Annotated in this window: 10 protein-coding genes; 2 read left to right on the top strand and 8 right to left on the bottom strand. The window is 48.0% G+C overall.

Translation table 11 applies throughout. The annotated features are described in order from the left end of the window. Positions 1–62: 62 nt before the first annotated feature. Both VNQ80_RS04995 and VNQ80_RS05000 read right to left on the bottom strand, forming a co-directional pair. Complete coding sequence (locus VNQ80_RS04995) at positions 63–1256, bottom strand: ATP-binding protein (RefSeq protein WP_325636356.1); 1194 nt, start codon at positions 1254–1256, stop codon at positions 63–65. A gap of 174 nt (positions 1257–1430) precedes the next feature. Then, complete coding sequence (locus VNQ80_RS05000) at positions 1431–4949, bottom strand: DUF4157 domain-containing protein (protein WP_325636357.1); 3519 nt, start codon at positions 4947–4949, stop codon at positions 1431–1433. A 306-nt stretch (positions 4950–5255) separates the two neighbouring features. On the opposite strand from VNQ80_RS05000, the gene VNQ80_RS05005 reads away from it, so the two are divergent. Further along, the gene (locus VNQ80_RS05005; protein ID WP_325636358.1) at positions 5256–5483 is read left to right on the top strand and encodes a hypothetical protein; all 228 of its coding nucleotides are present in this window, start codon (positions 5256–5258) and stop codon (positions 5481–5483) included. Between the two features lie 70 nt (positions 5484–5553). On the opposite strand, the gene der is transcribed toward VNQ80_RS05005, so the two are convergent. The 4 genes from der to recJ form a co-directional block, all read right to left on the bottom strand. Continuing rightward, the gene (der, locus tag VNQ80_RS05010) at positions 5554–6855 is read right to left on the bottom strand and encodes a ribosome biogenesis GTPase Der (RefSeq protein WP_325636359.1); all 1302 of its coding nucleotides are present in this window, start codon (positions 6853–6855) and stop codon (positions 5554–5556) included. A 37-nt stretch (positions 6856–6892) separates the two neighbouring features. Further along, complete coding sequence (locus VNQ80_RS05015) at positions 6893–8410, bottom strand: GH3 auxin-responsive promoter family protein (RefSeq protein WP_325636360.1); 1518 nt, start codon at positions 8408–8410, stop codon at positions 6893–6895. Between the two features lie 69 nt (positions 8411–8479). Continuing rightward, a complete protein-coding gene (gene lptB, locus VNQ80_RS05020) occupies positions 8480–9214 on the bottom strand; it encodes an LPS export ABC transporter ATP-binding protein (protein WP_325636361.1) in 735 nt (244 codons plus the stop codon). A gap of 43 nt (positions 9215–9257) precedes the next feature. After that, on the bottom strand, positions 9258–10958 hold the full coding sequence (gene recJ / locus VNQ80_RS05025; RefSeq protein WP_325636362.1) for a single-stranded-DNA-specific exonuclease RecJ: 1701 nt from the start codon (positions 10956–10958) through the stop codon (positions 9258–9260). 133 nt (positions 10959–11091) lie between these two features. On the opposite strand from recJ, the gene VNQ80_RS05030 reads away from it, so the two are divergent. After that, positions 11092–11871, top strand: coding sequence for an MBL fold metallo-hydrolase (locus VNQ80_RS05030; protein WP_325636363.1), 780 nt, complete (start codon positions 11092–11094; stop codon positions 11869–11871). Here VNQ80_RS05030 and VNQ80_RS05035 read toward each other — a convergent pair. Both VNQ80_RS05035 and VNQ80_RS05040 read right to left on the bottom strand, forming a co-directional pair. Further along, positions 11868–12818 carry an endonuclease/exonuclease/phosphatase family protein gene (locus VNQ80_RS05035; RefSeq protein ID WP_325636364.1) on the bottom strand — a complete coding sequence of 317 codons (951 nt, stop codon included), beginning with the start codon at positions 12816–12818 and terminating at the stop codon, positions 11868–11870. The two genes, VNQ80_RS05030 and VNQ80_RS05035, sit on opposite strands and share 4 nt — an antisense overlap. After that, positions 12815–13717: an endonuclease/exonuclease/phosphatase family protein gene (locus VNQ80_RS05040; protein WP_325636365.1), complete on the bottom strand. Its 903-nt coding sequence runs from the start codon at positions 13715–13717 to the stop codon at positions 12815–12817. The genes VNQ80_RS05035 and VNQ80_RS05040 overlap by 4 nt, the downstream gene beginning before the upstream one ends. Positions 13718–13777 lie beyond the last annotated feature (60 nt).

Consider the following 13777-nt stretch of genomic DNA (forward strand, 5'->3'; position numbering starts at 1 on the left):
CGGCAGTGTTACGGAATTTTTGCAAACATCGCAGATTCACCAAACCAAGTCAGCGAGCCTGCTCAATACAAAAAACCAAACAACCATAGTGGCACCCTATTTCCGTTGCCCACTTCGATATCGTCGGCAGCGATGTAAGCATTGTCCAGTCCTGCCAGTTGGCGGAAGCTTTTCTTTGCTCCCCCCACTTCGATCGTGTACCTACCGTCAAGGACGAAATCACCCTTCTTGGCCAAATCCACGCGGTGTCCGGCATTACGCAGTTGACTGACAAAGAAGCTCTCTCGTACACTGCCTTCATTCTTAGGTTGGGTGGAAATGGCATGGAAGAGATTCGGATTGTCCAACAACAGTTTACCGGGCTTTTCCATCGGCCCAAGCCCTTTTCCTTCCAGATACACCTGTTGGACCAACCGGGCTTTTTCGAGGTAGTGGAGGTATTGGATGAGGGTTACCCTTCCCATGCCGATGGTCTTTGCCAATTCGGAAACGTTGGGTTTAAAGGGAACTTGGGTAGCCAGGCTCGCCAGCAATTGATTGATTTTACGGATCTGTTGTTTATCCACGTCCTCAATGAACGCAAGATCGTAAGCGACGGTCAAGTTTACGACATTTGCAAGCTGGTTAGTATAACCTTTTATATCTTCTTTATAGAATGGGTAGTATCCGTATGCGGTATATTGCTCAAACAACTTGACAGGTTTCACACTGTTCAGCGCTGTCGCCAACACAACGTGCTCATCGAATAACTGGCCGAGCGGAATAGGATCGTGATGGACGCCATACTCGAACAACAGGAACTCGCGGAAAGACAGCCCTGGCAAATGGTATACATGTGCCCGTCGGCTCAAGTCCACCTCCAGCGAAAGCATCTCTACGATGGAAGAACCGGTGAATACCAGCTGCAGGTCTTTATAGAAATCGTACAGGTTCTTCAGCTCACGTGCCCAACCTTCGTATTTGTGCACTTCATCAATAAACAGGTACCTGCCCCCCGACTTCCGGAAGGATTCTGCCGTCTCCACCAACGAATGTGTCGCAAAGTATAAATCGTCTAGGCTGACGTACAGCATTTCTTCGGGTGGAACATCCAACAGCCGCATGCGCTGTAACAGCAGGGTCGATTTGCCGACCCCGCGTGCGCCGAGCAAACCAATGAGCCGATTCTGCCAATTGATACGGCTCAATAACGGCCGCTGAAATCCCATTTCCGCTTGGCTTAAGAGGATTGCTGACTTTTCCCTTAGAATATCCATTAATCAAATTGTTTTTATATGAAAACAAAAATAACTAAAAATGCTTTCAATTGGAAACAATAAGCATGAAAAGTGTTTTTATATCAAAACAAAATAGATAGGGGTACTATTTAACAACCCCTCCAAATAAGCGACCTTCTCCTTATTCTGCCTCAGTAAGGCGCACCGGCTCTTTCAATCCACATCATCTATTTTCGGGCTAGCTGTAGCCAAAGCAATTTGTTGCTGGGCCAATCGTTGCATGATTTGCTGCCATGGGTCTTGAAGCCCTCCGCCGTTTAATGCATGTAAATACTGAAGAACTTCCGGAGCTACATGGTAAGTCGGAGGTTCAACAGGCTCTTGTCGGGCAACGGTAGGATGAAGAACGAGGGCAAATTGATCCGGATTAGCTTTCTTGTAGAGCGCCTCATCCATTTGCCTCCTCAGTTTATGCAGAACAGGGTTGTATGCCTTGTTTGCCACAGGTCCAATTACGGTTTGTGCCAAGTCTAGAAAATTCGCCGCATCCAGTCCGCCTATTGCTGTCCCGGCAGTATTTGAAACTACGATTAATCGCCCCATTATGAACTTGTCTGCACCCAATTGCTCGTGTTTTGTCAGGCTTTCAACCAGCATGAAATTATTGGGCATAGCACCTAGAGCACTGATCTTTGATAAGGAGCTATTAGTAATATCCAATATTGGGATAACATCGCTCTTCGTGGGATCTACAGTACCGTTTTCCAGTTGCCATTTACCTTTAATTCTATTGGTGACATCCTCAAGTGGCATTCGATCTCCTGAAGTGATCACGGGCGACATATCCGCATGCACGATGTCGCCCGCATCATGTCGACCCAAATTCGAACGCCGTGCACCACCAAATACTCCTACTTCGAAGTATGAATCCAAATCCTGATACTGATTTGATGGTACGTCCCTCTCATCGGCATCCACATTTTGCTTGAATCGATTTGCCAATAAACCTGCCGCCACTAACGCCTGCTCTCCACTATCGAGGTAGAAAACACGATGATCTCCCCGTATCCCCTCAAGGCTCTTTTTCAGGTAAATCTCAAAGGGATCGGACTCATCTTTAAATTTACCAGGTTGATCCGGGTTCAGGTTGGGGTTGGTGGTTATCGGCATCACCGCTGTAGTATAAACGAATGAATATTCCTGTAATTTATCGACCAGATCGGATGCCAGGAGGAAGTTCTTTTCCAATTTGTTGGTAATATTTGCGTTAGAATCCCTTTTCTTCATACCCACGAGGTCATCACCAACTTTCAATACCGTTTCGGCCTGTTTGAGCTTGATCAGCATCCTAATTTTCAGCCAGCGCGCCACTCTTTCTTGTTTTTCACTCGGATAAGCCTGGGGCTCTGGATTCTTTAAAGCAACGTAGGTATGGCGCATTGCCGTCTTCAGCCCTTCAAGATGCGACAAACCACTATCAAAGTTGGATGAAACACTTGAAAGATCAAAATCCTGGCGCGCTCCCGGCAAAGGTGCTTCTTCTCCTCTTGAACGATAGGCCCCTTCTTCCAATTTGGTCATGATCCCGGTCAGGCCTGCTGTCAGGACCTCTATCGGGGCGTAGCCGGGCCAAAACCGCACCGAATCTCCGGTATCGGTTAATGTAGGCCGTTGAAAACCAAAGCTTCCCCGGCGGGTAAGTTGTACCTGCCAATCACCTCCTGCGCGCTGGTTGAAATCCGTGATCATCAAGGGTAATACGTCGGCGGTGTTGGCAGATCGAGGGTTAGTAAAATCCCGATCCCCATAGAATACCTGGATATGGTTGCTCTTCTTACCCCGAAGCACCTTTTGGGGTACATGCAAGATCAAACTCGGATGATCTCCGGAACCGATAGCCTTTACACCCGGAACCTTTCCATTGATCCGCGTGGCAATGGCATTGATTACCTGTGCCCGTTCCTGCAAAAATGCATCATGGGCATTGGTATTCGGATCTTTTGCAGCGATGGCCTGTTGGAACGAGGGGCCGTCCAGTCGTGCAAGATGCTTATCAAGATCGCCGGATAGCCGCCGTGATTTTCGGATACCGGGATCAGGGGTCGCATCGAACAACAACTGGTTCGAAGCTGCCTGAGTATCTGTCGTGTCCACATCCATTGTTTGCAATGGATCCGCAGTCAAAGTCCCCATCGCATCCCCTTGTACGTGGATATGTTTTAATTCCCCTCCCTGATAAATACCGGTGCCACGACCGCTAACCTCAAAATCACCCCTGCCCTTATAAACGGTTGGATGATCATTTAACTGCACATTTTTATCCCTAATATCGATGCTTTTTCCATCGCCTATCAATCCGACATCAGTACTATTTATTATTCCCTCCCCAGGCCCTTCTGCATGACATTGATTTGGATGTGGATTTTGAATTGTTGGATTTTGAATAAATCCAAACCGGTCATTGTTTCTGCCGGGATCTTGGATCAGATAGAACTTGCTCGTACCCCGCGTACTTGCCAAATCGATTGCACGATTCAATATCTCCATATTATTAGACGGTAATCCGGCTGATGGCAAGCTCAGGCGTGCCGTACTTACGTGTGTACCGGACTCGTCTAAAATCAACTTATCCACATTCGCCTGATCACGGGTTTTTGCCTGCAATTCAAGTAAGGCCGTATTGAGGGGTTGGATCCAGGAAGTAGGCACTCTCCCCTTCAACTCGAGTAATTGTTTGTGCAGGATATTCAGCCTATGGACGGTGTTGCTTCTGACATAACTTCCATCATCTTGTCCTGTCCGATCGAATCCCTGACCTGAATCCCCACTAAACGGAGCAATGTGCTTATGCATTGCAATCATCATTGCGAGGAAATTGGAATCCACGGTGTTAATATCTACCGCGTCCACTTGTTCCGCTAAATCAGTTTGGTCGGTGAGACCGAAAAAGCTGTATAAAAGCTGCTGGTACTTTTTCTTCGCTTTTGCTGTTGAGGAAAGTGATTTGGAATCTTTATTTCCGTACCAATCATCTCCTGTTTTTGAACGATCATTGAGATCAATTTCTTCATCATCCAGTTGAATTAGCGGTACCCGCTGGATGTTGTGTCCTATTACACCTTCCTGTAATTCTACATGAGGATGCGCCTCTTCCCCTTGTGATGCTTTCTCTCCCATTAAGTCGGCTTCACTTTCGAGAGTGGGATCGTCATTGATATCAATCTTTCCTTTGAGTTGTTTTGTTACAGACACCCTTCCCTGCTTCTGCTGCACAACGTGCCAAGCTTCGTGCGGCAGATGTTTTTCCTTTCCGGGTCCGATATGGATATCTGTTCCCTGAGCATAAGCATGAGCCCGAAGTTGAGCAGGTTTTGAAGAATTGTAGTGAACTTTCACATCATCCATGGAGTACCCCGAAAGCCCTTCAATCCCAGATTTCAGGTTGTCGGGCAAGCCCGTGTTATTTTGCCTTTGACTTGACTGAAGACTTGCTCTCTTTTCGATGGGCTGCTGTTGTTGGGCAGAATGGTTATCAGCCATAGCCTGCAATTGTGCAGCTTGCTTGTCTTGAAGGCTCTTGTTGGCTATTTCTTGTAGTTTTCCTTGTATAACCGCTTCAGGTCGATTGTCGACAAATTGAAGAGTTGATTCACCACCGCTCGGCATCTGGGAGGCTGCAACGGAAACCGATGGGCTTTTATTCTCCTGTGTTTTGTCAGCGTGAGTATTCATAATTTATTCTTTCCAGTTTCTGTCTATTGCCTATAACAGTTCGGGGCTTGACGTTCGGGCGGGATCTCAGTACAAACCTGAATACGAGCCGGCATTTCAAAGTTACACAATCGCTTACGACTTTTGAACACCTTTTCTAAATCCTATCAAACTCGGGTTTATTCTTTTTTTTCCAATCATTAACCAACTGGCCCACCTACATAAGGCACGCGAACGGCTTCGGGCAAATACGGATGACACCGATAAGCTCGCGCTTGATTTCGAGACCAAGGCGCTCGATGCCTGTTACCGGCAGCACGACCATACTTGAGAAACAAACTTAAGCTTCTTCAACATAAAGACGCACTATTCAGCTTCGAAGTGCGGATTACCGAACTGGAATACACACGTTTGCCCATTGAGCAGCAGCTCGATTTCCTGGAAGCGGGCTCCCAACTGACGGACCAGCAAGAGCTTCCCATGGTTGACGAACGGCTTACCATGTATCGCAGGGCTGAAAGGGTCAACGACCACATCGAAAAGAATATCCTCTAAACGAGCATCCGTGGGGTCACAACAAGCGGCCATTCCCAAAAAGGGCGTGGTCGTTTTTTATGTATTTGGATTACTTTTGCCGGAAATATACCTCAATAGGCACACCTTCAAAATCAAAGTTCTCGCGCAGCTTATTTTCTACGAAACGCTTGTAGGGTTCTTTGATATACTGGGGGAGGTTACAGAAAAAGGCGAACATCGGTGATTTATCGCCAACCTGTGTCACGTATTTTATTTTGATGTATTTGCCTTTGGTAGCTGGAGGCGGGTAGCTTTCGATAATGGGTAGCATCACCTCGTTTAGCTTCGAGGTGGATATTTTTTTTACCTTATTTTTATAAACTTTCGATGCTGCTTCTATCGCCTTGAAAATGCGTTGCTTCTCCGTAACCGATGTGAAGATGATCGGCACATCGGTAAAGGGCGCGATTTTTTCGCGGATGAGCTCTTCAAAAACTTTGGTGGTTTTATTGTTCTTTTCAATCAAGTCCCATTTATTGACCAGGATGACCACGCCCTTCCGGTTCTTTTCAGCCAGATGGAAAATATTGATATCCTGGGCCTCAATTCCCTCGGTCGCATCCAGCATGAGGATGACGACATCCGATTCTTCCAGCGCCTTGATGGTCCGCATCACCGAATAGAATTCGATATTTTCCTTTACCTTGGCCTTGCGCCGGAGACCGGCCGTATCGATCAGGATAAAATCATGCCCGTATTGATTGTAATTAATGCGGATGGAATCCCGCGTGGTGCCTGCAACAGGCGTAACGATATTACGCTCCTTGCCAATTAGGGCATTGATAAGAGAAGATTTGCCTACGTTGGGCCTTCCCACAATGGTATATTTTGGCCGTTCGTCTTCTTCCTCTTCCTCCTGCTCGAAGTGCTTGACCACCTCATCTAACAACTCGCCGGTGCCGGATCCTGTCATGGACGACAGCGGATATATTTCGCCTAAACCGAAGCTGTAGAAGATACTGGCCTCTTGCTGTAGCAGCGGATGGTCGACCTTATTGACCACGACAAACACGGGTTTCTTGCTACGGCGCAACACGTCGGCGATGGCGTCGTCCAAATCGGTAATACCGGTGGTTACATCTACCATAAAAAGGATAACCGAGGCTTCCTCAATGGCAATCATCACCTGCTCGCGGATGGCAGACTCAAACACGTCATCAGACCCATGCACGTAGCCGCCCGTATCGACCACGGTAAACTTCTTGCCGATCCATTCGCCCTGTCCATAATGCCGATCGCGTGTCACGCCACTGAAATCGTCTACAATCGCCCGCCGGCTCTCTGTCAATCGGTTATATAACGTCGATTTGCCAACGTTTGGCCGTCCTACTATTGCGATGATATTTGCCATAAGCCCACAAAGGTAAGGATAAGGAATGGTAAACGGATTAGTTTGCTTTCAGTTGCTCCAAAATATCGTCGAGGTAGGCACGGTCATTGGCCAGCCGAGGCACCTTATTCTGGCCACCGAGCTTGCCCCGCGACTTCATCCAGCGGTAAAACGTTCCTTCGGGTGCATGATGGATAATAGGGGACCGCAAGGCCAAGTCATTAAACCGCTTCGCGTCATAGTCTGAATTGACCTCACGCAACGCCGCATCCAACACCTTGCAAAACTGGTCGAAATCACGGGGTGGCTCTTCAAATTCGATGATCCACTCGTGCGCACCCGCCTTGTCATCACTAAAATAAACCGGCCCTGCGGTGTAGTCACGGATGCTGGCCTCCGTCTCCGCACAAGCCTGCTTCAACGCCTCGTCGGCATTGTCCACGATGACCTCTTCGCCAAATGTATTGATGAACTGCTTTGTCCTTCCCGTAACCTGGATTCGGTAGGGGTGCAGGGTCGTGAATTTAATCGTATCGCCTACCATATAACGCCACAACCCCGCATTGGTCGAAATAACCAACGCATAATTCTTGCCCAATTCCACTTCGTGCAGACCCAATGTTTTCGGGTGTTCGTCAAACACGTTCTCCATGGGAAGGAATTCATAGTAAATCCCATAATCGAGCATGAGCAATAGGTCTTCGGAATTGGATTGATCTTGCAGGGCGAAGTACCCCTCCGAGGCGTTGTAATTCTCGAGGTAATACATGCTATCGGACGGGACAAGTTTCTTAAAAAGCTCACGATAGGGTTTGAAACTAACACCACCGTGGCTGTAAAACTCCAGGTTGGGCCAAATCTCAAGGAGGTTGTTTTTTCCCGTAAGTTCCAGCATCCGTTTGGCCAGCACCACATACCATGTTGGCACACCCGATAGACTGGTTACGTTTTCATGTATGGAGTTTTGGGCTACCGTTTCGATTTTCTCTTCGAAATTGGGATTGAGGGCGGTCTCCAGATCAGGGGTGCGATGGGTCTCTGCCCAAAAAGGCAGGTTACGCAAAATAATGGATGAAAGATCGCCATAATAAGAGTCGGACTGGAAGTTGTTGATTTGGGAGCTTCCGCCGAGTACCATGGACTTCCCCGTCAGTATCTTGGTGTCCGGCCGGTTGTGGCAGTATACGGAAAGCATATCTTTTCCACCCTGATAGTGGCAGTCTTCCAGCGCCTCCTCACTCACGGGGATAAACTTACTCCGGTCGGCAGTGGTACCCGATGACTTGGCGAACCACTTGACATCCGATGGCCAGAGAATATTCTGTTCGCCCTTGATCATGCGGTCAATGTATGGTTTGAGACTGTTGTAATCTTGTATCGGCACGCGCTCTTTGTAGGTTTCGGCAGTTAGTATGGAATTATAGTCATACTTTTTACCCCATTCCGTAGCCTCGGCTGTAGAGAGCAAGCTCTGGAACCACTCCTCCTGTACCTCGTGCGGATATTTCATGAAAAGCTCAATCTGGTGAATGCGCTTTTTCATGATCCACGTGAATATCGAGTTGATGAAAGCCATTTTTTTAGTCGTGAGTCCTAGTCGTTTGTCGTAAGTCGTTTGCCTTAAGTTCTTGGTAATCTAAAATCGTCAAAGTTTTTTACGTCGCAACTCAAAATTTCGCCCGAGGTAAAATTTACGGGCCATTTCATTCACCGCGATCTCCTCTGGCGTGCCGGCAAGCATAATCTTACCTTCTGTCAGCAGGTAAGCACGGTCGGTGATTGATAAGGTTTCCTGCACATTATGGTCGGTGATTAAGATACCGATGTTACGGTGTTTCAACTTAGACACAATGGTCTGTATTTCTTCCACCGCGATCGGGTCTACGCCGGCAAAAGGCTCATCCAGCAGGATGAAATTCGGCTTGGCTGCAAGGGCACGCGCTATCTCCGTGCGACGGCGCTCACCACCCGACAGCAAGTCACCGCGGTTTTTCCGCACGCGATTCAGGCTAAACTCGGCCAGCAATTCCTCCAATTTTTCCTTCCGCTCTTCACGGTCCTTATGGTGGATTTCAAGGACCGCCATGATGTTATTTTCAACCGACAACTTCCGGAATACAGATGCCTCCTGTGCCAGATAACCTATTCCCTTTTGTGCCCTGCGGTACATGGGATCTTCGGTAATTTCTTCGCCATCCAAGTATACATGCCCTTCGTTAGGCTTGATCAACCCTACAATCATATAGAACGACGTCGTTTTTCCAGCACCATTGGGGCCCAATAGCCCCACGATTTCACCTTGTGCCACTTCGAAAGAAACATCGTTTACCACTGTACGTTGGCGGTATTTCTTGATGAGATGCGCTGCTTTTAATATCATGTATGATTTTAGATTTTAGATTTAATCCAAAAACCGTAAATTCCTATATCCTTATATCTTTTATATTCAACTGCAAATTCCGCTTATCACGCCACACATTTTCTTCAATGGTATAGCACATGTCAAACGGGCGATGTGTATTGATGGCTGCTGCATAGTCTGCCAAACCGAAGCCAATGCAGTCAAAGCGGGGGGAACCCGGTTGTGCAACGGCCATTTTGAGGTGGCTACCTCCAACGATCGTTGCCTCACCCACAACTCCTACTTGCTTACTCATAAACAGTGGTGCCTCGTTTTGCGGCCCGAACGGCTCGAACCGTCGCAAAATACGGAAAAATTTGGCGTCGATCTCCGCTAATTCCAATTCCGCATCAACGACCATCTCTCGGTGTAGCATACCCGGGAGGATACTCGCTTCGACAACGCGTTCGAAACGCTCCTGGAAAAGGGCGATATTCTCCGGCTTCATTGTCAGTCCGGCCGCATACTTGTGGCCACCGAATTGATCGAGTAAATCGCTACAAGCGTTCAAAGCCTCGTATAGATCGAACCCAACGACTGATCGGGCGGAACCCGAAACATGTCCATTGGTTTGTGTGAGCACTACAGTAGGCCGGTAATACTTTTCGGTAAGCCGGGTTGCGACAATGCCGATAACACCTTTATGCCAGCCGGGCTGAAACACAACCGTTGTTTTCCGTTTTTTGAGCACGTCATCCCCCTCAATGATAGCGAGTGCTTCTTCGGTGATGCGGAGATCAAAATCTTTCCGTTGGGTATTTTGAACATCGATACGCTGACTGTATTCTCCAGCTTCCTGTAACGATTTTGAAGTCAATAATTTAACAGCATCTTTCGCGTGATCTATCCGCCCAGCGGCATTGATACGGGGGCCGATCTGGAAGATAATATCATTCACCGTAAAATGGCCGCTACGGTGGGTCGATAAATCGATCAGCGATTGCAATCCGCAGCACGGGTTGGTGTTCAGTTTCTTGAGCCCATAATGGGCAAGTATCCGGTTCTCACCAGAAATGGGCACAATATCCGATGCAATACCTACGGCTACTAAATCAAGATATTGATAGCAGCGGTTGATGTCCATGTTGTTTTTCTGAACAAAGGCTTGGACAATCTTAAATCCTATACCACATCCCGGCAGTTCCTTATAAGGATATGGGCAATCGCTGCGCTTTGGATCCAGCACCGCCACCGCGTCGGGCAGCTTATCGCCTGGAAGGTGATGGTCGCCAATAATGAAATCAACTCCCCGGCTGCGGGCATAGCTAATCTTGTCCAATGCTTTGATACCGCAATCCAGCGCAATCACTAACGTAAATCCGTTTTCGGCCGCGTAGTCGATACCTTGCTTGGAAATGCCGTATCCTTCGGCGTACCGGTCGGGCAAGTAAAATTCCAAACCCGAGTGAAACTGCCTGAAAAAACTGTAAACAACAGCCACAGCAGTAGTACCATCCACATCATAATCGCCATAGATAAGTACTTTTTCCTTATTTCCGATGGCTTTTTCAATCCGGGCAATGGCTTCATCCATGTCTTTCATAAGAAAGGGATCGTGAAGCGACGACAAATCGGGACGAAAAAAGCACCGCGCATCGTCAAAGTTGTTGACGCCCCTTTTTACCAACAGCTCAGCCAATACCCTGTGAATACCAAGCGCTTCACTTAGTTGCCGTGTTTCGGATCCGTCATTGCAAGAGGCGATAGCCCATCTTTTCTGCATATATTTTCGCTATAAGCTGTCTTTCGATGGCAGCTGAGTAGACTATACACTCGCTTTTTAGCTACCAACTTAGATTTGCAAAAAAGGCAAATTTAGCTAAGTTTGTGTACTACGAAAGGGTAAAGATAAAAACATGCAGGCACATTCCTTGTTCGAAGGTTCATTTTCCGTCGATTCTTCCAAAAAGTTCATTCCTTTTGATGCGGCTACAGACCGTAAAACAGATCGTCCCGGTTCACTATTTATCCATGTACATCCGTTTTTAATTGAATCGGCAGATGGACTGCTACTACTCGATACTGGCATTGGTTTCGCAGACAGTGATGGAGACTTGCAATTACATCATAATATCCGGAAAGCAGGTTTCGACCCTGCTGATGTGCGATACGTCCTATTGTCTCACTTACACAAAGACCACGCTGGCGGCATGGTTGCGGATCGCAACGGCACGTTCAGGCTCGCTTTTCCCGATGCGGAGTATGTGGTGCAACGGGGCGAATGGGAAGACGCATACAGCGGCAAGTCGGATTCGTATAAAACGGAAATCTTCGATGTACTCCAGCGCAGCGGCAACCTCTTGTTAGTAGAAGGAGACGGAAGGATTAACAACGAGATCAGTTACGAGCGATCCGGTGGCCACACGCCACATCATCAAGTTTTTCATATCAAGACGGGAGGCGAGCACTTTTTTTTTGGCGGTGACGAAGCGCCCGAACCCGAGCAATTCTTCCGCCAATTCGCCGCTAAGTATGATTATGACGGACGTAAATCCATGAAGTTACGGCAGCAATATTGGGAACAGGGTAGCGTAGAAGGCTGGGTATTCCTGATGTACCACTCGACCAACATTGCGATCGGCCGCCCGGAACGAAAAGAAAATGGGGATTATCGACTGGTGGACGCTTCGAATTAGCGTATCTCCAACTCCGCAACCACCGCGCGGTGGTCTGAAGGCCACGTTTCAATAACGACGTTTGTCATCGGCGATGGCTCGCCCACCACTTGTGCTTCGATTACCTTAAACCTATTCTTGCTTACATAGATCAGGTCAATGCGATCATGTATTTCAGGTGTGCGCCATAACCCTTCTACGGAAGTCCAGGTATAACCCGGTCGCTGCTTCACATCCGGATACATGTCCCGGTAGACATCCTTAAATCCCTTTTCAATAAGCAGTGCGGTGGCTGGCCAGTTGACAGCAAACGGCAGCAATGTGTCGCCCCGATTGCGGATAGCCTCTTCGGTCCAGTCCAAACAACTCGGCTCATTGAAATCGCCCACCAATACTGTGGGGTAGTCCGAATAAGCCGCAACTTCGTCTAGCATGCCCTGCACTTGGTGTAATCTTGTTTCACGGGCTGAGGCTTCGGCCTCTTCTGTACTTAGGAGCTTTCTGTCAGCAATGTCATACGGCTCATAGGGGGTATACATGAGGTGCATCACCCCAAAGACGATGTATCTACCATCGGGCAGTTGCAGCAAAACCGCTTGGGATACCGTGGTGGTATCTACCGGCCGGAAGTCATACTTTGAAATTACCGCCCGGCTGCCATCAATGATGTGGCAATCCCATCCGAGGCTGTCTGCGAGCAATTTTGCCCGAGACTGGTTATTACTTTGATTGGTCGTCTGTTCCTGGAAGCCCACCACATCAGCATTTGCACGTCGGATGGCCTCCAGCTGGTACTTGATGGTCGTATCGCGTGGCAGCTTGACAGCATCACCACCATGCCAGAGATTGAAGGTCATCACGCGTACGTTGGCGTGCTTATTCGTTTTCCCGTGTTTAACCGATTGACAGGAAATAATACTGAATACGGCAATGGTAAATGCCTGGATGGTTATTATTGATCTATTCATTTTATTGGCTTTTTGGAATCCTGCTTTCTGATTTCAAAGGTTGTCACTACTGCTGCATGGTCGGAAGGGTATTTTTCAGCATGTGTATCAATTGTCTTCGATTCAATAGCTTTAAGGATATCCCCTCGGTAAAAGATATAGTCGATGCGATCGGGAAAAGCATCGGGAAATGCGGGGCTCCACGTGATTCCTCGCACGGCCAACGGATCGGGATGTATTTCGCGGAAGGAATCTTTGAAATGGCAATGGTGCATCAATAATGTAGCCGGGAATGGCATGACATGCCCTTTGTTGACATGCCGGGTATTGGGTATCCAATCGAGATGCGAGCCGCTATTGAAATCACCACATACAATGACAGGGACGGTATCCGAATTTTCAATGGCTGGTCGCAATACGTTTAGAATTCCCCACAGGATTCCCGTATTCTTTTCACCCTGAAACCGACCCCGCCATGCGGCCGAATCGATGGGCTGCCCTTTTTCTAACATATCCCAATAATCGAAGGGGTAGCTAAGCCAGCTGTTGGCAACAACAATTGGTTGACCACTGACATCGATCACGACAGCGGCACTATGGAAAGGCTCATAGGCATCCAATGTATCCACAATGGGGTAACGGCTAAGGATTGAAAGGTTGGAGCTTCGCAAATAAAAGTAATAGCCCAACGCATCGGCTATCCGCGGCCCGGAACCATAAGTCTCCTGCATGGCCACGATGTCAGCACCCGAATCTCGAATCACATCCACTACGCGCATAGGCCCCTCCATTTCCCCGGTTTCTCTGCCACCGTGCCAAATATTGAACGTCATAACCTTCAGCTGTTGGGCCAGTACCTGTTCGTGTACCGCAATACTAACGATGACGACAAGCAAGCATTTGGTAATTAGTGGGGTCATCCTCCGTCTTTTTCCTGTGCATAATGAATTCCAATACCTAACCACAGTAACGAGAAAAGC

It is taken from the genome of Parapedobacter sp., from assembly GCF_035556095.1.
In the GTDB taxonomy this organism is placed as follows: domain Bacteria; phylum Bacteroidota; class Bacteroidia; order Sphingobacteriales; family Sphingobacteriaceae; genus Parapedobacter.

What these genes read in the sequence shown, in the direction of transcription:
- VNQ80_RS04995 (WP_325636356.1), bottom strand. Translation starts at nt 1,256, where the DNA reads ATGGATATTCTAAGGGAAAAGTCAGCAATCCTCTTAAGCCAAGCGGAA.
- VNQ80_RS05000 (WP_325636357.1), bottom strand. Translation starts at nt 4,949, where the DNA reads ATGAATACTCACGCTGACAAAACACAGGAGAATAAAAGCCCATCGGTT.
- der (WP_325636359.1), bottom strand. Translation starts at nt 6,855, where the DNA reads ATGGCAAATATCATCGCAATAGTAGGACGGCCAAACGTTGGCAAATCG.
- VNQ80_RS05015 (WP_325636360.1), bottom strand. Translation starts at nt 8,410, where the DNA reads ATGGCTTTCATCAACTCGATATTCACGTGGATCATGAAAAAGCGCATT.
- lptB (WP_325636361.1), bottom strand. Translation starts at nt 9,214, where the DNA reads ATGATATTAAAAGCAGCGCATCTCATCAAGAAATACCGCCAACGTACA.
- recJ (WP_325636362.1), bottom strand. Translation starts at nt 10,958, where the DNA reads ATGCAGAAAAGATGGGCTATCGCCTCTTGCAATGACGGATCCGAAACA.
- VNQ80_RS05030 (WP_325636363.1), top strand. Translation starts at nt 11,092, where the DNA reads ATGCAGGCACATTCCTTGTTCGAAGGTTCATTTTCCGTCGATTCTTCC.
- VNQ80_RS05035 (WP_325636364.1), bottom strand. Translation starts at nt 12,818, where the DNA reads ATGAATAGATCAATAATAACCATCCAGGCATTTACCATTGCCGTATTC.
- VNQ80_RS05040 (WP_325636365.1), bottom strand. Translation starts at nt 13,717, where the DNA reads ATGACCCCACTAATTACCAAATGCTTGCTTGTCGTCATCGTTAGTATT.